General features: G+C 73.4%; 21 protein-coding genes and 1 pseudogene. 13 read left to right on the top strand and 9 right to left on the bottom strand.

Annotated elements, in window-relative coordinates:
- Nucleotides 1-108 precede the first annotated feature (108 nt).
- On the bottom strand, nt 109-1,776 hold the full coding sequence (locus tag PUR56_RS15510; RefSeq protein WP_329949342.1) for a fumarate hydratase: 1,668 nt from the start codon (nt 1,774-1,776) through the stop codon (nt 109-111).
- Nucleotides 1,777-1,968: 192 nt separating this feature from the next.
- On the opposite strand from PUR56_RS15510, the gene PUR56_RS15505 reads away from it, so the two are divergent.
- Both PUR56_RS15505 and PUR56_RS15500 read left to right on the top strand, forming a co-directional pair.
- Nucleotides 1,969-2,730 (top strand): DUF1707 SHOCT-like domain-containing protein, encoded by a 762-nt coding sequence (locus PUR56_RS15505; RefSeq protein WP_443034507.1) that lies wholly within the window; start codon nt 1,969-1,971, stop codon nt 2,728-2,730.
- Nucleotides 2,731-3,078: 348 nt separating this feature from the next.
- The gene (locus tag PUR56_RS15500; RefSeq protein ID WP_380361454.1) at nt 3,079-3,438 is read left to right on the top strand and encodes a WhiB family transcriptional regulator; all 360 of its coding nucleotides are present in this window, start codon (nt 3,079-3,081) and stop codon (nt 3,436-3,438) included.
- Nucleotides 3,439-3,611: 173 nt separating this feature from the next.
- Here PUR56_RS15500 and glpX read toward each other — a convergent pair whose 3' ends face one another.
- Nucleotides 3,612-4,652 carry a class II fructose-bisphosphatase gene (gene glpX, locus PUR56_RS15495; protein WP_329876194.1) on the bottom strand — a complete coding sequence of 347 codons (1,041 nt, stop codon included), beginning with the start codon at nt 4,650-4,652 and terminating at the stop codon, nt 3,612-3,614.
- A gap of 217 nt (nt 4,653-4,869) precedes the next feature.
- Between glpX and PUR56_RS15490 the strand changes: the two genes are divergently transcribed.
- Nucleotides 4,870-5,406: a DUF4245 domain-containing protein gene (locus PUR56_RS15490; RefSeq protein ID WP_329949341.1), complete on the top strand. Its 537-nt coding sequence runs from the start codon at nt 4,870-4,872 to the stop codon at nt 5,404-5,406.
- Nucleotides 5,407-5,538: 132 nt separating this feature from the next.
- Here the strand turns inward: PUR56_RS15490 and PUR56_RS15485 are convergent, their stop codons facing one another.
- The 4 genes from PUR56_RS15485 to PUR56_RS15470 all read right to left on the bottom strand — a co-directional run bounded on the left by PUR56_RS15485 (nt 5,539) and on the right by PUR56_RS15470 (nt 9,317).
- A complete protein-coding gene (locus PUR56_RS15485) occupies nt 5,539-6,141 on the bottom strand; it encodes a malonic semialdehyde reductase (protein WP_329876198.1) in 603 nt (200 codons plus the stop codon).
- 122 nt (nt 6,142-6,263) lie between these two features.
- Nucleotides 6,264-6,539 carry an exodeoxyribonuclease VII small subunit gene (locus PUR56_RS15480; protein ID WP_329949340.1) on the bottom strand — a complete coding sequence of 92 codons (276 nt, stop codon included), beginning with the start codon at nt 6,537-6,539 and terminating at the stop codon, nt 6,264-6,266.
- Between the two features lie 70 nt (nt 6,540-6,609).
- Entirely contained in the window at nt 6,610-7,830 is a 1,221-nt protein-coding gene (gene xseA / locus PUR56_RS15475; protein WP_329949339.1) for an exodeoxyribonuclease VII large subunit, read from the bottom strand.
- A 143-nt stretch (nt 7,831-7,973) separates the two neighbouring features.
- On the bottom strand, nt 7,974-9,317 hold the full coding sequence (locus tag PUR56_RS15470; RefSeq protein ID WP_329949338.1) for an APC family permease: 1,344 nt from the start codon (nt 9,315-9,317) through the stop codon (nt 7,974-7,976).
- 87 nt (nt 9,318-9,404) lie between these two features.
- Here PUR56_RS15470 and PUR56_RS15465 point away from each other — a divergent pair, with 87 nt between their 5' ends.
- Nucleotides 9,405-10,382, top strand: coding sequence for a 4-hydroxy-3-methylbut-2-enyl diphosphate reductase (locus PUR56_RS15465; protein WP_329949337.1), 978 nt, complete (start codon nt 9,405-9,407; stop codon nt 10,380-10,382).
- A 95-nt stretch (nt 10,383-10,477) separates the two neighbouring features.
- Entirely contained in the window at nt 10,478-11,266 is a 789-nt protein-coding gene (ppgK, locus tag PUR56_RS15460) for a polyphosphate--glucose phosphotransferase (protein WP_329949336.1), read from the top strand.
- Between the two features lie 153 nt (nt 11,267-11,419).
- Here ppgK and PUR56_RS15455 read toward each other — a convergent pair whose 3' ends face one another.
- The gene (locus tag PUR56_RS15455) at nt 11,420-12,070 is read right to left on the bottom strand and encodes a DUF6542 domain-containing protein (RefSeq protein ID WP_329949335.1); all 651 of its coding nucleotides are present in this window, start codon (nt 12,068-12,070) and stop codon (nt 11,420-11,422) included.
- 278 nt (nt 12,071-12,348) lie between these two features.
- Here PUR56_RS15455 and ychF point away from each other — a divergent pair, with 278 nt between their 5' ends.
- From ychF to PUR56_RS15440, 3 genes are all read left to right on the top strand, one after another.
- On the top strand, nt 12,349-13,422 hold the full coding sequence (gene ychF, locus PUR56_RS15450; RefSeq protein ID WP_329876211.1) for a redox-regulated ATPase YchF: 1,074 nt from the start codon (nt 12,349-12,351) through the stop codon (nt 13,420-13,422).
- A 197-nt stretch (nt 13,423-13,619) separates the two neighbouring features.
- The gene (locus PUR56_RS15445; RefSeq protein WP_329876214.1) at nt 13,620-13,901 is read left to right on the top strand and encodes a type II toxin-antitoxin system Phd/YefM family antitoxin; all 282 of its coding nucleotides are present in this window, start codon (nt 13,620-13,622) and stop codon (nt 13,899-13,901) included.
- The gene (locus PUR56_RS15440; RefSeq protein ID WP_329876216.1) at nt 13,898-14,152 is read left to right on the top strand and encodes a Txe/YoeB family addiction module toxin; all 255 of its coding nucleotides are present in this window, start codon (nt 13,898-13,900) and stop codon (nt 14,150-14,152) included. Before PUR56_RS15445 ends, PUR56_RS15440 begins: the two co-directional genes overlap by 4 nt.
- A gap of 333 nt (nt 14,153-14,485) precedes the next feature.
- Here the strand turns inward: PUR56_RS15440 and PUR56_RS15435 are convergent, their stop codons facing one another.
- Together PUR56_RS15435 and PUR56_RS15430 are read right to left on the bottom strand one after the other, a co-directional pair.
- Nucleotides 14,486-15,148 (bottom strand): HAD-IA family hydrolase, encoded by a 663-nt coding sequence (locus PUR56_RS15435; protein WP_329949334.1) that lies wholly within the window; start codon nt 15,146-15,148, stop codon nt 14,486-14,488.
- Nucleotides 15,149-15,222: 74 nt separating this feature from the next.
- Nucleotides 15,223-16,367 (bottom strand): annotated as a pseudogene (locus PUR56_RS15430) (dihydrofolate reductase family protein).
- 247 nt (nt 16,368-16,614) lie between these two features.
- On the opposite strand from PUR56_RS15430, the gene PUR56_RS15425 reads away from it, so the two are divergent.
- The 5 genes from PUR56_RS15425 to PUR56_RS15405 all read left to right on the top strand — a co-directional run bounded on the left by PUR56_RS15425 (nt 16,615) and on the right by PUR56_RS15405 (nt 21,591).
- On the top strand, nt 16,615-17,946 hold the full coding sequence (locus tag PUR56_RS15425) for a hypothetical protein (protein ID WP_329949353.1): 1,332 nt from the start codon (nt 16,615-16,617) through the stop codon (nt 17,944-17,946).
- A gap of 161 nt (nt 17,947-18,107) precedes the next feature.
- Nucleotides 18,108-18,923, top strand: a complete 816-nt coding sequence (locus PUR56_RS15420) for a methyltransferase domain-containing protein (RefSeq protein WP_329949333.1) — start codon at nt 18,108-18,110, stop codon at nt 18,921-18,923.
- Between the two features lie 206 nt (nt 18,924-19,129).
- Complete coding sequence (locus PUR56_RS15415) at nt 19,130-20,761, top strand: DUF4190 domain-containing protein (protein ID WP_329949332.1); 1,632 nt, start codon at nt 19,130-19,132, stop codon at nt 20,759-20,761.
- Nucleotides 20,762-20,945: 184 nt separating this feature from the next.
- Nucleotides 20,946-21,128: an SPOR domain-containing protein gene (locus tag PUR56_RS15410; protein WP_329876225.1), complete on the top strand. Its 183-nt coding sequence runs from the start codon at nt 20,946-20,948 to the stop codon at nt 21,126-21,128.
- A gap of 31 nt (nt 21,129-21,159) precedes the next feature.
- Nucleotides 21,160-21,591: a (deoxy)nucleoside triphosphate pyrophosphohydrolase gene (locus PUR56_RS15405; protein WP_329876227.1), complete on the top strand. Its 432-nt coding sequence runs from the start codon at nt 21,160-21,162 to the stop codon at nt 21,589-21,591.
- The last annotated feature ends 91 nt before the right edge of the window (nt 21,592-21,682 follow it).

Here is a 21,682-nt window from a genome sequence, read left to right as displayed (position 1 = left end):
ACAGGCACCGCCGGCACCGCCGGAACCGGCGGCACGCCGACGGCGACGCCCCGGTCGCGGGGTGCGCGACCGGGGCGTCGTTCGGGTGTCCGGGGGTCCGGGTGTCCGTTACTCCTTGGAGCGGACCCGCAGGCTGGTGATCAGGGGGCCCTCGGTGGTCTCCCGGAAGAAGTCGTTGCCCTTGTCGTCCACCACGACGAACGCCGGGAAGTCCTCGACCTCGATCCGCCAGACGGCCTCCATGCCCAGCTCGGCGTACTCCAGGACCTCGACCTTCTTGATGCAGTCCTGGGCGAGGCGGGCGGCCGGGCCGCCGATGGAGCCCAGGTAGAAGCCGCCGTGCTCGGCGCAGGCGTCGGTGACCTGCTTGGAGCGGTTGCCCTTGGCCAGCATGACCATCGAGCCGCCGGCGGCCTGGAACTGGTCGACGTAGGAGTCCATCCGGCCGGCGGTCGTCGGGCCGAACGAACCGGAGGCGAAGCCCTCGGGGGTCTTGGCCGGGCCGGCGTAGTACACCGGGTGGTCCTGGAGGTACTTGGGCATGCCCTCGCCGGCGTCCAGGCGCTCCTTGATCTTGGCGTGCGCGATGTCGCGGGCGACGACGAGCGTGCCGGTGAGCGAGAGCCGGGTCTTCACGGGGTACTTGGACAGCTCGGCCCGGATCGAGGACATCGGCTGGTCGAGGTCGATGCGGACCACGTCGTCGTCGAGGTGGTCGTCGGTGGTGTCCGGCAGGTACTTGGCCGGGTCGGTCTCCAGCTGCTCCAGGAAGACGCCCTCGGCGGTGATCTTGCCGAGCGCCTGGCGGTCCGCCGAGCAGGAGACGGCCATCGCGACCGGCAGCGAGGCGCCGTGGCGCGGCAGGCGGACGACGCGCACGTCGTGGCAGAAGTACTTGCCGCCGAACTGGGCGCCGATGCCGATCCTCTGGGTCAGTTCGGTGACCTTGGCCTCCAGCTCCAGGTCCCGGAAGCCGTGCCCGGTCTTCGCGTCGCCCTCGGTCGGCAGCTGGTCGAGGTAGTGCGCGGAGGCGTACTTGGCGGTCTTCAGCGCGAACTCGGCGCTGGTGCCGCCGATCACGATCGCCAGGTGGTACGGCGGGCAGGCCGCGGTGCCCAGCGAGCGGATCTTCTGCTCCAGGAAGGCGAGCATGCTCGCCTCGTTGAGGATCGCCTTGGTCTCCTGGTACAGGTACGACTTGTTGGCGGAGCCGCCGCCCTTGGCCATGAAGAGGAACTTGTAGGCGTCGCCGTCGGCGGCGTACAGCTCGATCTGGGCCGGCAGGTTGTTGCCGGTGTTCCTCTCGTCCCACATGGTGACCGGGGCCATCTGGGAGTACCGCAGGTTGAGCTTGGTGTACGCGTCGTAGACGCCGCGCGCGACGGCGGCCTCGTCGCCGCCGGACGTCAGCACGTTCTGGCCGCGCTTGCCCATGACGATGGCGGTGCCGGTGTCCTGGCACATGGGCAGGATGCCGCCGGCCGAGATGTTGACGTTCTTCAGCAGGTCCAGCGCGACGAAGCGGTCGTTGGGGCTGGCCTCCGGGTCGTCCAGGATGCGGCGCAGCTGGGCGAGGTGGGCGGGGCGGAGGTAGTGCGAGATGTCGTGCATCGCCTCGGCGGTGAGCAGCCGCAGGGCCTCGGGCTCGACCTGGAGGAAGGTGCGCCCGCCGGCCTCGAAGGTGGAGACACCCTCGGAGGTGAGCTTGCGGTAGGGGGTCGGGTCAGCGCCCAGGGGGAGCAGGTCGCTGTACTCGAAGTCTGGCGTGGGAGCCATCGGGGCGGTCCTTAGGTATCCAGTGTTCCGGCTGCGTCGGCGAAGCACCCTCAAGGGCGGAAGCACCCTCAAGGGTAGGACCCGCGCGAACGAAGCACGCGGACAGGTAAGCCTGCGTGACCGGCGTCACCCGCACGTGCGTACGAGGCTTGCCCCGGTGGCTAGGCTTGCCCCGTGGACAACTCGCCGTCGATGGACGATCAGAAGGACGACCGGGGGGCGTCGCCCGTGCCGCGGGGGCAGTCGCCGATACCGATGACCAAGCCGGCGCCGGAGCCGCCCGCCGGAGCCGGCCACGCGCCGGTGGCGCAGGCCGAGATGCGGGCCTCGGACGCCGACCGCGAACGGGTGGCGGAGCTGCTGCGCGACGCCTACGCCGAGGGGCGGTTGGACGTCGACGAGCACGCCGAGCGGATCGAGGCGGCCTACTCCGCCAAGACCCTCGGCGAACTCGTGCCGCTCACCCGGGACCTCCCGGTGCACACGGAGGTCTCCTTCGAGGAGCCGCCGCTGGGTTCCGCGGCCGGCGGCGCCCCGCGCCAGAACGGTCCGGTGCGGCTGCCGGCCCGGACGGAGGCGCCGACGATGCTGGCGGTCTTCGGCGGATCGTCCCGCAAGGGCCGCTGGCGGGTGGGGTCGAACCTGCGGGCGGTGGCGATCTTCGGCGGGGTGGAGATCGACCTGACCGACGCCGTCTTCGAGTCGCCCGAGGTGGTGATCGAGGTGGTGGCGATCTTCGGCGGGGTGGAGATCAAGGTGCCGGAGAACGTCAGCCTGCACGGCAGCGGCGTCGGCATCTTCGGGGGCTTCGACGTCAAGGAGCAGACCGCCGCCGATCCCTACGCGCCGGTGGTGCGGGTGAAGGGCACCGCGGTCTTCGGCGGCTGCGAGGCGAAGCCGCGCAAGGGCAAGAAGCTCAAGGAGTGGGTGCGCAAGCAGCTCGGCGCCGACTGATTCGCGTACGGACCGCGTCCCGTGTGCCCGGCCGGAGTCAACTCCCGGCCGGGCACTCGACGTTGCCTCGGGTGCACGCTGTAGTCGATTGCGTGCAGTGTGCATGAATCGCGGCGCCGTGGGGTAGTTCCTCTGGCACATCGCTTCTTGTACGGCTGCGTACCGGAGGCGGCCTGAGGCCGGCCCGGGGGGTGTGAGGAACGGGGGCCCGCAGCCCGCAGGGGAGCGAGCTTCCCCGTGTCCGAGAGCCTCGTCAGGAGTACGGCCGTGCTGCATCCGATCGAGTCCCGCACCACCTCGCCCGCCGCCCCGTCGTCGGCCACGCCGCCGTCCGCCGCCGCTTCGCCGGTGGTCGCGGCGGCCCGGCTGCTGGAACGGCGCCCGGCTCCGCAGCCGGCGGGTGAGGACAATCCGTGGCACACCGCCGCGGCCTGCCGACGGGACGAGGTGGGCCTGTTCTTCGCACCGTCGAAGGAACCGACGGCCGCCCGGCTGTCGCGCGAGGAGCAGGCGAAGCAGGTGTGTGCCCGCTGCCCGGTGCTCCTGGAGTGCCGGGAGCACGCGCTGGCGCAGCCGGAGCCGTACGGGGTGTGGGGCGGTCTGACGGCGGCCGAGCGGCGGGTCGTGCTGGCGCGCCGCCGCCGCCGTGACGTGGAACTGTGCGAGACGGCCCGGGTGCCTGCTCCGCGCCGCCGGATCGCGGGCTGACGCCCGGTCGGGACCGCGAACGCCCGCGGCCTCGGCGAAGGGGGATTTCGCCGAGGCCGCGGGCGCGCGACGTCGTGTTCCGGCGCGTCGCCGGGCGCTGAGCCGTGTCGTGCGGCGCGGCGCGGTGCTCCCCGCGCCGCGTCGCGCTGCGCCGCGTGCGGGGAGCCGGGGGATCAGTTGGCGCGGTCGAAGTCGATCGCGCTGTAGGCCCGCAGCTTGGACAGCTTGTGGGTGGAGTGGATCTCCCGGATGGTGCCGCTCTTGGAACGCATGACCAGCGAGCTGGTGGTGGCGGTCTCCTGGCGGTAGTGCACCCCGCGCAGCAGCTCGCCGTCGGTGATGCCGGTGGCGACGAAGAACACGTTCTCGCCGCTGACCAGGTCGTCGGTGCTGAGCACGCGGTCGAGGTCGTGGCCCGCGTCGACGGCCTTCTGGCGCTCGGCGTCGTCCTTGGGCCAGAGACGGCCCTGGATCACGCCGCCCATGCACTTCATCGCGCAGGCCGCGATGATGCCCTCGGGGGTGCCGCCGACGCCCATCAGCAGGTCGACGCCGGTGCCCTCGCGGGCGGCCATGATGGCGCCCGCGACGTCTCCGTCGGAGATGTACTTGATCCGGGCGCCCGCCTCGCGGATCTCCCGGATCAGGCCCTGGTGGCGCGGGCGGTCGAGGACGACCACGGTCACGTCCTCGACGGCGATGCCCTTGGCCTTGGCGACCCGGCGGATGTTGACGGCGGTCGGGGCGGTGATGTCGACGAAGTCGGCCGCCTCGGGCCCGGTGACGAGCTTGTCCATGTAGAAGACGGCGCTCGGGTCGAACATGGTGCCGCGGTCGGCGACGGCCAGCACGGCGACGGCGTTGTTCATGCCCTTCGCGGTGAGGGTGGTCCCGTCGACCGGGTCCACCGCGACGTCGCACTCGGCGCCGGTGCCGTCGCCGACCCGCTCGCCGTTGTACAGCATCGGGGCCTCGTCCTTCTCGCCCTCTCCGATGACGACGACGCCGTTCATCGAGACGGTGGAGACGAGGGTGCGCATGGCCTTGACGGCGGCGCCGTCGGCGCCGTTCTTGTCGCCGCGGCCGACCCAGCGGCCGGCGGCCATCGCGGCCGCCTCGGTGACCCGGACGAGTTCGAGTGCGAGGTTCCGGTCGGGCGCCTCCGGCGCCACCTCGAGGGAGCTGGGAAGGTTGTGCGGGTACTGCGTGGTCATCGTCGTTACCTCTCTGTACGCGACGGCCAGTGAGCGCCCGACTACTGCCTGGTCGAACGCCGTGGTGAGGGTCCTGCGATCGTATCTGCCCACGAGATGACTGTCTGTGGCGCGGGTCGCCACGGGCCGACGGGACCGGCAGGTCCGGCCCCCGTTCACCCGTACGCGGATACCCCCGGGTGGTGCCCGCGGGGGGTCGATGAGTCACCATGTGGGGGTGGCAGGAGAGAGCAAGGGCATGAGGGGCCGGCAGACCGTGCGGGACATGGTCCTGTCGATGCTGGCGGTCGGCGCGGTGGTCTGGGTCGGGTACCTGTTCCTTCCGCACGACGCGGGCGGCGACGGGGTGCGGACGGTCGAGTACAAGGTGGCCGCGGCCTCGGCGAAGCGCGCCGCGCCGTACCCGCTGCTCTCCCCGGAGGGCCTTCCCGCGCAGTGGCGGGCCACGTCGGTGTCCTACAACCCGGCGTCGCTCGGCGGCGGCAAGGGCAACGCCTGGCACCTGGGCTTCGTCACCCCGTCCGGCCAGTACGCGGCGGTGGAGCAGAGCGACGCCCCGCGTGACGCGGTGCTCGACTCCGCGGTGGCGGGCGGCAAGCCGGACGGCACCGCGGAGGTGGCCGGCCGGACCTGGGAGCGGCTGCAGGGCGCCAAGTCCCGTGCGATCGCCGTCCAGGAGGGCGGCGGCACCACCGTCCTGACCGGTACCGCCTCCTACGAGGAGCTGGCGGAGCTGGCGCAGGCGCTCAAGTAGCCCGCCGGCCGGCCCCGCCCCGCCGGCCCCGCTCCACCCGGAGCGGTGGGGCCGCGGGCCGCAGGGCCTCCCCGGACGACGAGAAGGGCCCCGCACCGGTGTGCGGGGCCCTTCTCGTCGTCTCCGTCAGGCTCAGACGGTGGTGACGACCTGCTCGAAGGAGAGGCGCGGGGAGCGCGGGTACCAGGCGTCCTCGCCCGGCTTGCCGATGTTCACCACGGCCAGCACCGAGTGCTCGCCGTCGGAGAAGAACTCCTTGTTGATGCCCTCGGCGTCGTAGCCGGTCATCGGGCCCGCGGCCAGGCCGGCGGCGCGGACGCCGACGATGAAGTAGCCGGCCTGCAGGGCGCCGTTCATCAGGGCGGAGGCCTCGCGGACCGGGCGCTCGCCGAAGAAGGCGTCCTTCGCCTGCGGGAAGTGCGGGAACAGGGTCGGCAGCTCCTCGTGGAACTCGTTGTCCACGGCCAGGATCGCGGTCAGCGGCGCGGCGGCGGTCTTGGCCTTGTTGCCGTCCGACAGGTGCTGGACCAGGCGCTCGCGACCCTCGGTGGAGCGGACCAGGACGACGCGCAGCGGCTGCTGGTTCAGCGCGGTCGGGCCGAACTTGACCAGCTCGTAGATGGCCTGGATCTGCTCGTCGGAGACCGGCTCGTCGGTGAAGGTGTTGGCGGTGCGGGCCTCGCGGAACAGGAGGTCCTGAGCGGCGGCGTCGAGAACCAGGGCGTCGGTGGTCATGTGCTTCTGCACCTCATGGGGAGGAAGGAACGGGGTCCGTGTCGCGTGACCGGCTCCCGCCGGTCATTCGGTCCCAACATGAGTGAAGATTCAACTGTTCCCCGGGTTCCAGGTGACCTGTGTCACTCCCCGGACGGCGGGCCCTCCGGGGCGTCCTCCCCGGCCGCCAGGGCGGCGTCCAACCGGGCCCGGGCGCCGTCCAGCCAGCGCTGGCAGACCTTCGCCAGCTGCTCGCCGCGCTCCCACAGCGCCAGCGACTCCTCCAGCGAGGTGCCGCCGTTCTCCAGCTGCCGGACCACCTCCAGCAGCGCGTCCCGCGCGTGCTCGTACCCCAGCGCGTCGTCCGCGACGGGGGCCGCGGCCGGAGACGTCGTCGCGTCCTGCTCCTGATCTGCCATGGGAGCCAGCGTAGGGGGCCGGGCCGACAGCGCGGGGACCCGCCCGCCGCGTCCCCCGCCGGCCCTGCCGCTACCCCCCGGCGCCGCCCGCCGCCGTGACGTCGAACCCGCCGCCCGCGACCCGCGCGTGCAGTCCCTCGCCGGCCGCGACCTGCGCCGGATCCGTCACCACCGTGCCGTCGCCGCGCTGCAGCACCGCGTAACCGCGCTCCAGGGTGGCCGACGGGGAGAGCGCGACCACCCGGGCCAGGGTGTGCCCGAGGTCGGTCTGCGCGTGGTCGAGCCGGTGCCCGAGCGTGCGCCGGGCCCGCTCCAGCAGACCGGCCACCTCCTGACCGCGGCCGTCCAGCATCCGGTGCGGCGCGGCCAGCACCGGGCGGCTGCGCACGCCGTCCAGCCCGTGCTGCTCCCGGTCCACCCGGCCGACCACGTGCCGCCGCGCCCGGTCGCGCAGCTGCCGGATCCTGGCCAGCTCCTCGCCGACGTCGGGGACCACCCGTTTGGCCGCATCGGTCGGCGTGGACGCGCGCAGGTCGGCGACGAAGTCCAGCAGCGGCTGGTCCGGCTCGTGCCCGATCGCGCTGACCACCGGTGTCCGGGCGGCGGCGACCAGCCGGACCAGTCCCTCGTCCGAGAAGGGCAGCAGGTCCTCCACGCTGCCGCCGCCCCGGGCCACGACGATCACGTCGACCTCGGGGTGCTCGTCCAGCTCGCGCACCGCCGCGCTCACCCGCTCGACCGCGCTGACGCCCTGCACCGGCACGTTGCGGACCTCGAAGCGGACGGCCGGCCAGCGTCGCCGGGCGTTCTCCAGGACGTCCCGCTCGGCCGCCGAGCCCCGGCCGGTGACCAGCCCGACGCACTGCGGGAGGAACGGCAGCGGCTTCTTCCGGTCCGCCGCGAACAGGCCCTCGCCGGCCAGCCGTCGCTTCAGCTGCTCCAACCGGGCCAGCAGCTCGCCCAGCCCGACCAACCGGATCTCCGCCGCCCGCAGCGAGAGCTGTCCGCGCGCGGCGTACCACTCCGGCTTGGCGTGCACGATCACCCGCGACCCCTCCTGCACGGCGTCCGCGACCTGGTCGAAGACGGAGCGGAAGCACGTCACGGTGAGCGAGACGTCCGCCTGCGGGTCGCGCAGCGTCAGGAACACCACGCCCGCGCCCGGGCGCCGGCTGAGCTGGGTGATCTGCCCCTCCACCCAGACCGCGCCGAGCCGGTCGATCCAGCTCCCGATCAGCGCGGAGACCTTGCCGACCGGGATCGGTGCTTCGGGGGAACTGGGGTTGGCCATGCGTACGAGGCTAGCGGCGCCCGGCGACACCGCACCCCGTCGTCGCGTCCGGCCGCCCGGACCGCCGCCGACACCGCGCCCCCGCCGGGACACCGCGCCGGGACGCCGCGCCGGGACGCCGCGCCCCCGGCCGGGCGCGGGACTCAGCGGCGGATGCCCGCGCCGGAGGCGCCCTGGACGACGAGGACCATGAATCCCACGGCCAGCCAGACCAGCCCCACCACCTGGGCCGTCCCCGAAGCCTCGAACACCACCGCCCCGATCACCACCACGCCCAGCACCGGCACCACGACGTGCCGCAGCCAGTCCCGCGAGTGGTGCTTGACCGCGTACCAGCCCACCACCGAGGCGTGCAGCAGCGCGAACGCGGTGAGCGCCCCGACGTCCACCACCGAGGTCAGCCGGTCCAGCCCGTCGTCGCGCCCGGCCGCCCAGACCGCCGCCGCCAGGGTGATCGCCGCCGCCACCAGCAGCGCCCGGCGCGGCACCGCGGTCTTCGGGTCGACGACGCCCAGGAAGCGCGGCAGCCGCCCGCCCCGGCCCATCGCGTAGACCAGCCGGGCGGCCGCGGCCTGCCCGGCGAGCGCCGCGAAGGCCGCGCCGATCGCCTTGCTCGCCGCGACCAAGACGTGCAGCCAGTGCCCGACCCCGCTCTCCACCGTGTCGTAGAACGCCGACCCCTGGGCCGCGGGGTCCGCCGCCAGCTGCTGCGGGGCGAGCGGCTCCAGCAGCGCCGCCAGGTAGGTCTGCGTCACGAACAGCACCCCGGACACCACCAGGCACCACAGCACCGCTCTGGCCACCGCCGCCGAGGCACCGACCGCCTCCTCCACGAAGGTCGCGATCGCGTCGAAGCCGAGGTACGAGAGGACGGCCACCGAGACGGCCGAGAGCACGGCCGCCGCCGAGAAGTCGCCGACCGCGGTGAACGGCGTCGCCCAGCCGCGCTGCGCGCCGTCCCGGACGAGGACCACCACCGCCGCGACCACGAAGACCGCCAGCACGGCGATCTCCATGGCCAGCACCGCGAAGCCGACCACCGCCGCGGTCCGCACCCCGGCGAGGTTCAGCGCGGTGGTGACCACCACCGCCAGCGCCGTCCACACCCAGCGCGAGACGTCCGGGACCAGCGAGTTCAGCGCGATGCCGGAGAAGAGGTACGCGACCGCGGGGATCAGCAGGTAGTCGAGCATCGCCATCCAGCCGGCGATGAACCCCGGCCCCTCGCCGAGCCCGGCCCGTGCGTAGGCGAACACCGATCCGGTCTGCGGCACCGCCCGCACCATCTGGGCGTACGAGAAGGCGGTGAAACCCATCGCGACGGTCGCCACCAGGTAGACGGCGGCGACCGCGCCGTGACTCTTGGCGTCCAGCACCCCGAACACGCCGACCGGGGCCATCGGGGCGATGAACAGCAGCCCGTAGACCATCAGATCGCGGACGCTCAGGCTGCGCCGCAGCCCGCCGGACTCGACTCGCTCGCTCATAGCTTCCACATTTGAGCACCCGTGACCGATTCCGGCCGGAAGGCGGCTCACGTCGGCGCGGCACGGCTCCGCCCGTACGATGGAGCCATGTCGTCCAACACCGCGCAGCGCCGTGTCCTGCTCGCCGCCCCCCGGGGCTACTGCGCGGGCGTCGACCGCGCCGTGATCGCCGTCGAGAAGGCCCTGGAGCAGTACGGGGCACCCATCTACGTGCGCAAGCAGATCGTCCACAACAAGTACGTGGTGCAGACCCTGGAGAAGAAGGGCGCGATCTTCGTCGACGAGACGGAGGAGGTGCCCGAGGGCTCGATCGTGGTGTTCTCGGCACACGGCGTCGCACCCTCCGTCCACGACGAGGCCCGGGCCGGCAAGCTCGCCACCGTCGACGCGACCTGCCCGCTGGTCACCAAGGTGCACAAGGAGGCCGTGCGCTTCGCCGACGAGGGCTACGACATCCTGCTGGTGGGCCACGAGGGTCACGAGGAGGTCGTCGGCACCATGGGGGAGGCCCCGGACCGGATCCACCTGGTGGACGGCGCCGAGGACGTCGCCCAGGTCCAGGTCCGCGACGAGTCCAAGGTCGTCTGGCTCTCCCAGACCACGCTCTCGGTGGACGAGACCATGGCCACCGTCGGCGAGCTGAAGCGGCGCTTCCCGCTGCTGGTCAGCCCGCCCAGCGACGACATCTGCTACGCCACCCAGAACCGCCAGGTGGCCGTCAAGCAGATGGCCCCCGAGACCGACCTGCTGATCGTGGTCGGCTCCAAGAACTCCTCCAACTCCGTCCGTCTGGTGGAGGTCGGGCTGGAGTACGGCGCCAAGGCCGCCCACCTGGTGGACTTCGCCGAGGAGATCCAGGAGTCCTGGCTGGACGGCGTCACCACGGTCGGCCTGACCAGCGGCGCCTCGGTGCCGGAGATCCTGGTCGACGGCGTCCTGGAGTACCTGGCCGCGCGCGGTTACGACGACGTCTCCACCGTCAAGACCGCCGAGGAGCACCTGATCTTCTCGCTGCCCAAGGAGCTCCGCCGCGACCTGCGCGCGGAGGCCGCGGGCAAGCTCTGACCGACCGCAGCACGCCCGGGAGACCCGGTACCCGGACGGGTACCGGGTCTTTGCTGTGCGGGGCGGGTGGGCCTCTCGTAGTTTTGTGCACAACCATGCACAGGTCTGTGGACAACTTCGGCGGAGGGCAGTCGGACATGACGGCGGTATTCGGTGTGGACATCGGCGGATCGGGCATCAAGGGGGCCCCGGTCGACCTCGGCCGGGGGGTGCTCACCGAGGAGCGGCACAAGGTCCTCACCCCGCAGCCCTCGGCGCCCGAGGCGGTGGTCGCCGCCGTCCGCGAGGTGGTCAGACACTTCGACCACCGGGGACCGGTCGGCCTGACCTTCCCCGGGGTGGTCGTCAACGGACAGACCAGGACCGCCGCCAACGTCGACAAGGGCTGGATCGGCGTGGACGCCGCCGGCCTCTTCCGCGAGGCGCTCGACCTGCCCGCGGTGGTGCTCAACGACGCCGACGCGGCCGGTCTCGCCGAGACCACGCACGGCGCCGGCCGCGACCAGGAGGGCGTGGTGCTGGTCCTGACCTTCGGCACCGGCATCGGCAGCGCCCTCTTCGTGGACGGCGCCCTGGTGCCCAACACCGAACTCGGCCACCTGGAGGTGCGCGGCAAGGACGCCGAGCGGCGCGCCTCCTCGGCCGCCAAGGAGCGGCACGGGCTGAACTGGGAGCAGTGGGCCGGGCGGGTCGACGAGTACCTGGACGTGGTGGAGATGCTGTTCTCGCCGCAGCTGATCGTGATCGGCGGCGGGGTGAGCCGCAAGCACGAGAAGTTCCTGCCGCTGCTGCGCGGGCGCGAGGCGCGGGTCGTCCCGGCGGAGCTGCGCAACGACGCCGGGATCGTCGGCGCGGCCATGGCGGCGGCGCGGGCCTCCGCCTGACCGTCCGGACCGGCCGCCGCGCGAACCGGCCGCCCGCGCCGTGAAGGCGGGCCGTGAAGGCGGGCCGTGAAGGCGGGCCGGGAGCTCGTGCCGGGGACCGTGCGGGAGGCGGGCCGAGAAGTGGGAAACCGGTGGGAATCGGCTTCCCACTCCTCAGCGCGCGCGGTGGATCCGGTGCTGGGCCACGAACCGGGCGAGCACGATCACCGCGGCCAGGCCGGTGCCGGAGAACAGCCAGCCGGCCCGGGTGGCCAGGTTGGTCGCCAGCGCCACCACCTGGGCCGTCACGCCGGACGAGGTGACGGGACCGAACAGCAGCATCGCGACGGCGAAGGCGATCGGGCCGCTGATCGGGGCGGCCAGCAGGTCGGCGAACCGGACCCGGACGGCCAGCTGGAAGCAGATCGCCAGGTAGCCGAGGCCGAACAGGACGCCGAGACCGCCGAAGGCCAGCCGGTCCAGGCCGGCGACCGCGACGGTCGTCACCAGCGCGGCCACCCCGGTGCCGACGGCCGTCAGCCGGGTCGGCCGGCCGGTCCGCCGCCGTCCGTAGAGCCGGCCGGCGATCCGGGCGCGCCCCGGGGGGCCGGACACGGGGCGTAGCCGGGAGGAGAGCGCGGCCTTCCCGGCGGCCCTCCCGGTGCCCTTCGCCGAGGGCTTCCCGCCGCCCCTCCCGTCCGGCTTCCCGGCGGGCCCGTCGGCGGTCTCGGGGGCCCGCCCGGGCCCGGGGACGGCGGCCCCGGCCGCGCCGTTCGGCGGTCGGCGTCTGGGCCCTGGCGGCTGGGTACGGATGCGCTGCTCCACCCACCCAACGTACGGTCCGATCATCGCCACACTGTGTAATGGGTCTCCGGGCCTTGTTCCGTGTCTCCGGACGGAGTACTGATGTGATCGTCGCTCAACTTCACCGGGGGTTCGTACGGGCGGCGGATTCGGCTTCGAACAACTCCACCGCGTGCGGTTCGACGTCCCCGCCGGGGCCCTCGCCGGCGGCGGCCGACGCCTGACCCGCTGCCCGTAGACTGGGGGATCGGCCCGTCCGGGGCCGGCCCAACTCCTCCAAGCCCACGGGACTGCGCTTCATGTCGCTCACGATCGGAATCGTCGGCCTGCCGAACGTCGGCAAGTCGACCCTGTTCAACGCCCTGACCAAGAACGACGTGCTGGCGGCCAACTACCCGTTCGCCACCATCGAGCCGAACGTCGGCGTCGTCGGCGTCCCGGACGAGCGGCTGACCAAGCTCGCCGAGATCTTCGGCTCGCAGCGCATCCTCCCGGCCACCGTCGACTTCGTCGACATCGCGGGCATCGTCCGCGGCGCCAGCGAGGGCGAGGGCCTCGGCAACAAGTTCCTCGCGAACATCCGTGAGTCCGACGCGATCTGCCAGGTCGTGCGCGCCTTCACCGACCCGGACGTCGTGCACGTGGACGGCAAGGTGTCGCCCAAGGACGACATCGAGACCATCCACACCGAGCTGATCCTGGCCGACCTCCAGACCGTCGAGAAGGTCCTGCCCCGGCTCCAGAAGGAGGCGCGCCTCAAGAAGGAGACCGCCCCCGTCCTGGCCGCCGCCGAGGCCGCCCAGGCGATCCTGGAGACCGGCAAGACCCTCTTCGAGGCCGGCTTCGACACCACCCCGATCCGCGAGCTGCACCTGCTGACGGCCAAGCCCTTCCTCTACGTCTTCAACGTGGACGAGGACGAGCTGGCCGACGAGGACTTCAAGAACGCCCAGCGCGCGCTGGTCGCCCCGGCCGAGGCCATCTTCCTCAGCGCCAAGATCGAGTCCGAGCTGATCGAGCTGGACGACGCCGAGGCCCTGGAGCTCCTCCAGTCCATGGGCCAGGAGGAGCCCGGCCTGGCCACCCTCGCCCGGGTCGGCTTCGACACCCTCGGCCTGCAGACCTACCTCACCGCCGGTCCCAAGGAAGCCCGCGCCTGGACCATCAAGAAGGGCGCCACCGCCCCCGAGGCGGCCGGTGTGATCCACACCGACTTCCAGAAGGGCTTCATCAAGGCGGAGATCATCTCCTTCGCCGACCTGGTCGAGACCGGCTCCATCGCCGAGGCCCGCGCCAAGGGCAAGGCCCGCATCGAGGGCAAGGAATACCTCATGCAGGACGGCGACGTCGTGGAGTTCCGCTTCAACGTGTGACGATTCGCATACTTTGCGTTAGATGACCTGTCAACTGTGCAGGTCGGATGGGGTCCACTCTCTCGGGGGTGGGCCCCTGACTTGTTCCCGTGCTGACCTGGTGCTGACTTCTCCGGGTCGGTATCGCGCTGAATGCCCCACTGGCGATCGCCGTGAGTGGTACGTTATTTGGTACCACTCTCGAAGGGTTTCCTGCCATGTCCATCACTGCGAGCGAGGCCCGCAAGGATCTCTTCCCGCTCATCAAGAAAGTCAATGACGATCACGAGGCCATCGAGATCGTCTCCAAGCACGGGAATGCCGTCCTCGTATCCGCCGAGGACTACGCCGCCCTGCGCGAGGGCTCCTATCTGCTGCGCTCGCCCGCCAATGCCCGGCGCCTGCTCAAGGCGTACGAAAACGCTCTCGGTCGCATCAACCTCGCCGAGCGCGAACTGATCGACCCCGATGCGGCGGATGCGGGGCAGGGCGACGCGTGAGGCTCGTCTTCGAGGATCAGGGCTGGGAGGACTACACGTCCTGGCGCAAGAGCGACCGCAAGATGCTCGCCCGGATCAACAAGCTCATTGAGGACGCTCGCCGTGATCCCTTCGCCGGGATCGGCAAGCCCGAGCCGCTGAAGTACCACCTGGCTGGCGCCTGGTCACGGCGGATCGACGACGAGCATCGCCTCGTCTACCTGGTCACGGGTGAGGAGATCATCATCCTCGCTGCTCGCTATCACTACTGATCGTCCTCTGGTGAAGGTCGTCCCACCGTGCTGATTCCGTGCTGACTTGGACCGCCAGGATCAACGTTTCCGCAGGTCGCAGCGTTGTGGTGGAAGTTCCGCTTCAACGTGTGAGCGCACTGCTCTGAGCTAGCTTGACCTGTCGACTGCGCAGGTCGGACGGGGTCCGCTCTCTCGGGGGCGGGCCCCTGGCTGGTTCCCGCGCCGACCCGGTGTCGACTTCCCCGGGGTGGCGGCGTGTCGGCGGCGTGGTGACCTCCGAGGTCGCGAGGGGCCGGCCTCGGGGGCCGACCCCTCGCCCGTTTGCGGACGGGCCCCGTGCCGGGGCCCTCGTCAGCCCACGGTGACGGTGATCGTGCCGTCCGGGCCGGGGGTGACGGTGACCGTCTCCAGGGTGGCCGCGTGGGCGGCGGGGCCGTGGGCGCCGGCGCGCGGGCCGATGCCGACGACGGGGACGCCGGCGGCCCGGGCGGCGGCGATGCCGGCCCCGGAGTCCTCGAAGGCGAGGCAGTCGGCGGGGGCGAAGCCCAGGGCGGCGGCGCCCTTGAGGAAGCCCTCCGGGTCGGGCTTGCTGGCGCCGACCGATTCGGCGGTGACCCGGACGGCCGGGAGCGGCAGGCCGGCGGCGGCCATCCGGACGGCGGCGAGCGGTTCGTCGGCCGAGGTGACGAGGGCGTGCGGGAGGCCGGCCAGGGCGGCGAGGAAGGCGGGGGCGCCGGGGATCGCGACGACGCCGTCGGTGTCGGCCTTCTCCTCGGCGAGCATCCGGTTGTTGTCGGCGAGGTTGAGCTCGACCGGGCGGTTGGGCAGCAGGGCGGCCATGGTGGCGTGGCCCTGGCGGCCGTGGGCGACGGCGAGGACCTCGGCCGGGTCCAGACCCTGCCCGTCGGCCCAGCGGTGCCAGCAGCGTTCGACCACGGCGTCGGAGTTGACCAGGGTGCCGTCCATGTCGAGCAGGAGGGCGCGGGTGGTGAAGGAGACGGGGGCGGCGGGCATGGGGCGGCTCCTCGCGGGGCGGATCGGTCAGGACCGAGAAAGGTGAGCTGATTGTTTAATAAGGATACAAAAGCTTAGCTCACCAGGTGGGCGTTGACCGCCCGTGTCTCTTCGGCCAGCTCGGACAGCTCCACGACCTCGATCCCCGCGGCCTCCAGCAGCGCCGCGCCCCGGGTGTCGGCGACGAAGGTGGACGGCTCGCGCCAGGCCACCACCACTCGCGGGACCCCGGCCGCGATCAGCCGCCGGGCGCAGGGCACGGGGCGGGAGGCGCGCTGCCCGCAGGGCTCCAGCGAGCTGTAGACGGTCGCGCCGCGGAGCCGGGGGTCGCCGGCCGGGAGCTTGCCGAGCGCGGCCTCCTCGGCGTGGTCGTGCGGGTCCGTCTCGCGGCTCCAGCCCTCGGCCAGCACCGTGCCGTCGGCTCCGACGACCACCGCGCCGACCGAGAACGCGGTGGCGGAGGGCGGGCAGCGGCGGGAGAGCTCGACCGCCCGGCGGAGGAAGACGAGGTCGGCGGACGGGCGGGGGTCGGTCACGGGGCGGACTCCTTCGGGGCGTACCTGAGCAGGACGACGTCGCCCACCGTACGGGCCTCCAGCAGTCGCATCCGGTGCGCCGATCCGCCGGGGAACGCCGCCGGGCCGACGAACCGCGGGGCGTCCGTGTCACCGACCAGCAGGGGCGCGACCACCAGGTGGAGCTCGTCGGCCAGGCCCTGGGCCAGGAACTGGGTGTGCACCCCGCTGCCGCCCTCGACCATCAGCCGGCGGACCCCGCGCGCGCCGAGGTCGTCCAGCACCGTGCCCAGCTCCACCGTCGGACCGAGTGCCACGACCTCGGCCAGCCCGGCCAGCTCCGGGCGCAGGGCGGTGGCGCCCCGGTCCGTGGTGTAGGCGAGCCGCTCGCCGCCGGTGTGCCAGAACCGGAGCGACCGGTCCAGCCGCCCGCTCGCGCTGAGCGTCACCTTCAGCGGGTACTCGGGGCGGCCGCCCGCGCGCCGGGCGGCCCGCCGGTCCGGGTCGTTGACCAGCAGCCGGGGGTTGTCCGCCCGCAGGGTGTTGCCGCCGACGAGGATCGCGTCGCACGCGGCGCGCTCCGCGTCGACCCGGTCGAAGTCGGCCGGGCCGGAGAGCAGCAGCCGCTCGGGGGAGGCGTCGTCGAGGTACCCGTCGAGTGACATCGCGGCACTCAGCAGGACGAAGGGGCGCGGGGCGGGCATCGTGGAACCGTTCTGTCGGGTGCCCGTCCACGGTACGGCCCCGGCGGGCGGGAGGGTCCGCGCGAGGGGCGGTGTTCGCCCGGTGGCCCGCTGCTGTCGGGGCGCCGTTCGCCGAAGGGCCCCACCCTGGTCCGGACCTCGCACCGCCCCACGTCGAAGGGCTGTCACCGTGTCCCGTCCGTCCCGCTCCAGCCGTCCGTCCGGTTCCTCCCGCCGCCTGCTGCCGCTCGCCGTCGCCGCGGCCGGGCTGCCGCTGCTCGCCCTGCCGGCCGGGCCCGTCTCCGCCGCGTCCTACGGCACGCCGACGATCACGCTCTCCGCCGCCTACCTGTCCGGCGCGGTCGGAGCCGCCGGCGACCCGACCGTCACCGTGACGGTGGCCCAGAGCGGCGCCGCGGCCTCCGCCCTGACCGTGGCCGCCACCGCGAGCACCCGCAGCACCGTGGCCCGGACCGGCGACGTCACCGTCGCCGGCACCGGCGCGGCCCGTACTCTCGCGGTCGCCGCGCGGGGCGTCGGCTACACCGACCTGACCGTGAAGGTGACCGGCCTGGGAGGCAAGACCGCGTCGAAGACGCTGCACTACGCGGCCTCGCCGACGGTGCAGTTCGCGTCCGAGAGCCGTTACCTGACCGGCTCCAGCGACGCCTCGGCGGCGGTGGACGCGGGCGGCGGGTACGTGGTGGTGGCCGACGACGAGTCGAACGTGCTGCGGCTGTACGACCGGAACGCCTCCGGTGCGCCGGTCCGCACCTGGGACTTCGGCTCGGCGCTCGGCGTCTCCAAGGAGATCGACATCGAGGGCGCCACCCGGGTCGGCAACACGATCTACTGGACCGGCTCGCTGGGCAACAACAAGGACGGCGAGATCAAGGCGGACCGGCACACCGTCTTCGCCACCGCCGTCACCGGCTCGGGTGCCGGCACCCAGCTGGCGCTCGCCGGTTCGTACAAGGGCCTGCGGGCCGACCTGATCGCCTGGGACCGTGCCCACGGCGACCGCTACGGCTTCGCGGCGGGCGCGGCGTCCGGCGAGGTGCCCAAGCAGATCGACGGGTTCAACGTGGAGGGGCTGGAGTTCGCGCCGGGCAGCAGCACCACGGCCTACGTGGGCTTCCGCGCGCCGCTCACCCCGGCGGTCACCGGCGGCCGGGCGCTGATCGTGCCGGTCACCAACTTCTCCTCGCTGCCCGGGGGTTCGGTGCACGCGACGTTCGGCGAGCCGATCGAGCTGAACCTCGGCGGGCTGGCCGTCCGAGACCTGCGGCGCAACGCCCTGGGCCAGTACCTGATCGTGGCCGGATCCTGGGCGGCGGACGACAACTCCGACCCGTACGCGCTCTACCGCTGGGACGGGCAGCCCGGCTCGCAGCCGGTCAAGCTGCTCGACCTGCCGACCACCGACGCGGGCGGCTGGGAGGCCGTGGTGGACGTCCCGGACCTCACCGTCCCCGGCGCCCGGGCACAGCTGATCACCGACGACGGCTCGGCCGACCTGTACGGCGACGGCACCGAGGCGAAGGACCTCTCCCACCCGGAGTGGAAGAAGTCCCGGACCACCTGGTTCGCCCTCAACTGACCTGCTCCGCAGCCCGATCGGGCCCCCGTTCGCCGCGTGCGGGCGGGGGCCTCCGTGTGCCGCGAGGCGTTCGCGATGTGAGACGATTCTTCTCGTCATGCGGGACGAGGAGTAGCGTCGGAGGCGTCGAGGAGCCGATCGCACCCGAAGGGGACGTCACCGTGACCGCACCGAAGCCCGCCGTCTACACCCATGGCCACCAGGAGCCCGTGCTGCGCTCGCACCGCTCCCGGACCGTCGCCAACTCCGCCGCCTACCTGCAGCCCGAACTGCGGCCCGGTCAGGTCGTGCTGGACGTCGGATGCGGGCCCGGCACGATCACCGCCGACCTGGCCGAACTGGTCGGCCCCAAGGGCCGGGTGGTGGCCGTGGACACCTCCGCCGAGGTGCTGGAGGAGGCCGCCCGGCACGTCGCCGGACGCGGGTCGGCCAACGTCGTCTTCGAGGTCGCAGACGTCCACCGACTGCCCTACGCGGACGGGGAGTTCGACGTCGTCCACGCGCACCAGGTGCTGCAGCACGTCACCGATCCGGTGGGAGCGCTGCGGGAGATGCGCCGGGTCGTCGCCGAGGACGGCGTGGTCGCGGTCCGGGACGTCGACTACGCGACCATGACCTGGTACCCGGAGTCGCCCGAACTGGACCGCTGGCTGGACCTGTACCGGCGGATCGCCCGCGCCAACGGCGGCGAGCCGGACGCCGGTCGGCGGCTGCTGTCCTGGGCTAGGCAGGCGGGGTTCACCGACGTCGCCGCGACGTCCGGCACCTGGACGTACGCGACGCCCGAGCAGCGCGAGTGGTGGGGCGGACTGTGGGCCGACCGGGTCGTGTCCTCCGGCATCGCGCGGACGGCGGTGGCCGACGGGTACGCGGAGCAGGCCGAGCTGGAGCGGATCTCGGCCGGGTGGCGGGAGTGGGTGGCCTCCGAGGACGGCTGGTTCGCGATGCTGCACGGAGAGGTCCTGGCCCGGGGGTGAGCCCCCGGGCGGCCGGCCCGAGGGACAGGGGCGGCGGGCGGGACGCGCACGGGTGGCCGTTCCTCAAGATCGGGTAGAGTCGCGCGCCTGTTCCCACGGATCCGCCGTGACTGCGGCGATTCTCCGATCGCGGCGGTTCGCCCCGTGGGCTCTTCCGACCGAACTGCCGAGTAGGGCCCGTGACCTGCGGGCCGGGGGAGTCGTACGTGTCCAAGCCCGAGCCCGACGACGTTCCGCCGCCCGCGGACCTGCGGGTTGAGCTGACCAAGCCGACGGCCGGCGCGGCTGCCGGACCGGCGGTCGAGCCCGAGCCCGAGCCCGAGCCCGAGCCCGAGCCCGCGGTCGGGCCCGAGCGTGCGGTCCCAGCCGGGCCCGAGACCGCGGTCTCGCCTGCGGCCGGGCTCCCGGCCGAGGCGGTGGATGACGCGGTGGCCGAACCGGCGGCCGAACCGGTGGCCCCGCCCGCGGCTCGGCCCGCGGACCCGCGGGTCGAACTGATGAAGCCCCTGGCCGCCGCCGGCCCGCCGGCGCAGGAGACGGTCCCCGCCGACCCGGGGGCGGCTCCGGCCGCTGCCGCCCCCGCCGCCTCCGCCGACCCCTGGGCGGCTCCGGTCGCCCCCGCCGACCCGTGGGCCGCCCCGGGAAACGGCGCCCGCGCGACCACGCCGGCCGCTCCGGCCGCCCCCGGTACGGACCTGCCGCCCGCCACCCCGCAGCCGTCCGGCTGGGGGGCCGTCCCGCCCGGCGCGATCTCCGGGTACCAGCCCGGGTTCGCCTATACGCCGGCCCCCACGGGCACCAGCGGTTTCGCCGTCGCCGCCCTGGTCACCGGCCTGTTCTGCCTCTGGCCGCCCGCCCTCGTCCTCGCGATCGTCGCGCTGGTCCGGATATCGAAGCGGAACCAGCGCGGCCGGGGCATGGCGGTCACCGGCCTGGTCCTCGGCGTGTTCGGTGTGATCGTCACCCTGGTCGCGTTCATCGGGTTCGCCGTCCTCGGGATCCAGGCCGAGGAACGCGAGAGGGACCAGCCGTCACGGCCGGCCGGCGCGGTGTCCTGGGGGTCGCTGCGTACCGGTGACTGCTTCACCCGGGCGGATCCCGGGTCCGACGCGGCGGAGGGCTCCCCGGGCGTCGTCTACTGGGTGCTCAAGAAGCCCTGCTCGGCCCCGCACCAGGGCGAGGTGGCCGGGATCGTCCCGATGCCCGACGAGGGGAGCTCCGAGTACCCGGGCGAGACCGCCGTGCGCGACCGCGCGATCGAGCTCTGCCGGCCGGTCCGCGACGCGTACGCCCTCGACTTCTGGGCGGTGCCCGAGGGCATGAACCCGTCCGAGTACTACCCGGGCCGGGACAACTGGCAGGCGGGCGACCACGAGGTCATCTGCGTCCTGGAGGACGCCCGCGCCGAGCACCTCGGCACCGTCCGCACCGACCGGGGCAGTCTGAACCCGGCCCAGCTCGCCTACCTCGAAGCCGCCCGGGCCTACGAGCGGGTGTACGCGAAGCGGCCGCCCGCGGAGGTCTCCCTCCAGCCGGCCGCCTACCGGACGTGGGCCGTGCAGATGGCCGCGGCGTCGCGCAAGGAGGCCGCGGACGTCGTCAGCCCCACGGCGGTCTGGCCGGCGGGCGTGAAGCCGAAGCTGGCCGAGCTGGCGGCGGTACAGCTGGAGGCCGCCAACATCTGGGACGCGGCGGGCAGGTCCGTCGACGACACCACGCTGCAGCGCGAGGTGCGGCGCGCCGACGCGCTGCTCGCGAGGAGCGACAAGGGCACCGTGGAGATCCGGCGCGAGCTGGGCCTGCAGACCGGGGAGCACATCGCCAAGTACCAGGTCTGACGCCGCGGGCCCCGGCGACCGGTCGCGGGGGTGGTCCGCCGGTCGCCGCGGCCCCGGCGGCGCCCGGCTTACCGGCCGTTAACCGCGCCCGTACCTGCCGGAAGCGAACCCGGCGTAGCGTCCCGAGGAGGCCCGCCCCGGCCCGACCCCCACGCGGGCCGGGGCCCGGCCTACGCTGGCCGCCATGGACACCTTTCGGGTGATGCGGCAGGACGACAACGGCAACCGCTTCGTGGTCGCCGGGGGCGTCGAGCGGGAGGCGGCCGATCGCCTGGCGGCCGAGTTCGAGGCGCGCGGTCACAAGCAGCTGTACTGGGTCGAGGCCGAGCCCGCCGGTGCGTCGCGGACGCGGGGACCGGACGAGTAGCACGGCGGGCGGGCGGCTAGGGTCTTCGGCCATGGACAAGCCCAACGACCGGCCGGCCGCGGGCGACACGGCAGAGAACCGGATCGTCGTCGGCGGCGCGCTGATCCACCGGGGCCGGGTGCTCGCCGCCCGCCGGAGCGCGCCCGCCGAGGTGGCCGGCCGCTGGGAGTTCCCCGGCGGCAAGGCCGAGCCCGGTGAGACCGAGAGCCAGGCGCTCGAACGCGAGCTGATGGAGGAACTGGGCGTACGCGCCCGGGCGGTCACCCGGCTGCCGGGCTCGTGGCTGGTCCGGCCGGGCCTGGAGCTGCGGTTCTGGGCCGCCGAGCTGCTCTCCGGGGATCCGCGCCCGCTGGAGGACCACGACGAGCTCCGCTGGCTCGGACCGGCCGAGCTGTCGGACGTCGACTGGCTCGATCACGACCGCGCCGTGCTCCCGGACGTCGCCCGCCGCCTGGCGCCCTGAACCGCGCGCCCTGAACCCCCGCGCCCCGAAGCCGGTGACCTGAACCCCGGCGCCCCGTCCGGACGCGTGCCCGCCCATGCTCCCGCCCGCC

The sequence above is a fragment of the Streptomyces sp. BE303 genome, from assembly GCF_036290945.1.
Classification (GTDB): Bacteria; Actinomycetota; Actinomycetes; order Streptomycetales; family Streptomycetaceae; genus Kitasatospora.
The sequence above is the reverse complement of the archived record's forward strand: the minus strand, read 5'-3'. Positions and strand labels throughout refer to the sequence as shown.

Bases quoted from the DNA above. Each gene is read 5' to 3' on its own strand.
- PUR56_RS15510 (WP_329949342.1), bottom strand. From the start codon at position 1,776: ATGGCTCCCACGCCAGACTTCGAGTACAGCGACCTGCTCCCCCTGGGC.
- PUR56_RS15485 (WP_329876198.1), bottom strand. From the start codon at position 6,141: ATGACCACCGACGCCCTGGTTCTCGACGCCGCCGCTCAGGACCTCCTG.
- PUR56_RS15480 (WP_329949340.1), bottom strand. From the start codon at position 6,539: ATGGCAGATCAGGAGCAGGACGCGACGACGTCTCCGGCCGCGGCCCCC.
- ppgK (WP_329949336.1), top strand. From the start codon at position 10,478: ATGCACAGGTCTGTGGACAACTTCGGCGGAGGGCAGTCGGACATGACG.
- PUR56_RS15465 (WP_329949337.1), top strand. From the start codon at position 9,405: ATGTCGTCCAACACCGCGCAGCGCCGTGTCCTGCTCGCCGCCCCCCGG.
- ychF (WP_329876211.1), top strand. From the start codon at position 12,349: ATGTCGCTCACGATCGGAATCGTCGGCCTGCCGAACGTCGGCAAGTCG.
- PUR56_RS15405 (WP_329876227.1), top strand. From the start codon at position 21,160: ATGGACAAGCCCAACGACCGGCCGGCCGCGGGCGACACGGCAGAGAAC.
- PUR56_RS15435 (WP_329949334.1), bottom strand. From the start codon at position 15,148: ATGCCCGCCGCCCCCGTCTCCTTCACCACCCGCGCCCTCCTGCTCGAC.
- glpX (WP_329876194.1), bottom strand. From the start codon at position 4,652: ATGACCACGCAGTACCCGCACAACCTTCCCAGCTCCCTCGAGGTGGCG.
- xseA (WP_329949339.1), bottom strand. From the start codon at position 7,830: ATGGCCAACCCCAGTTCCCCCGAAGCACCGATCCCGGTCGGCAAGGTC.
- PUR56_RS15445 (WP_329876214.1), top strand. From the start codon at position 13,620: ATGTCCATCACTGCGAGCGAGGCCCGCAAGGATCTCTTCCCGCTCATC.
- PUR56_RS15470 (WP_329949338.1), bottom strand. From the start codon at position 9,317: ATGAGCGAGCGAGTCGAGTCCGGCGGGCTGCGGCGCAGCCTGAGCGTC.
- PUR56_RS15505 (WP_443034507.1), top strand. From the start codon at position 1,969: ATGGACGATCAGAAGGACGACCGGGGGGCGTCGCCCGTGCCGCGGGGG.
- PUR56_RS15410 (WP_329876225.1), top strand. From the start codon at position 20,946: ATGGACACCTTTCGGGTGATGCGGCAGGACGACAACGGCAACCGCTTC.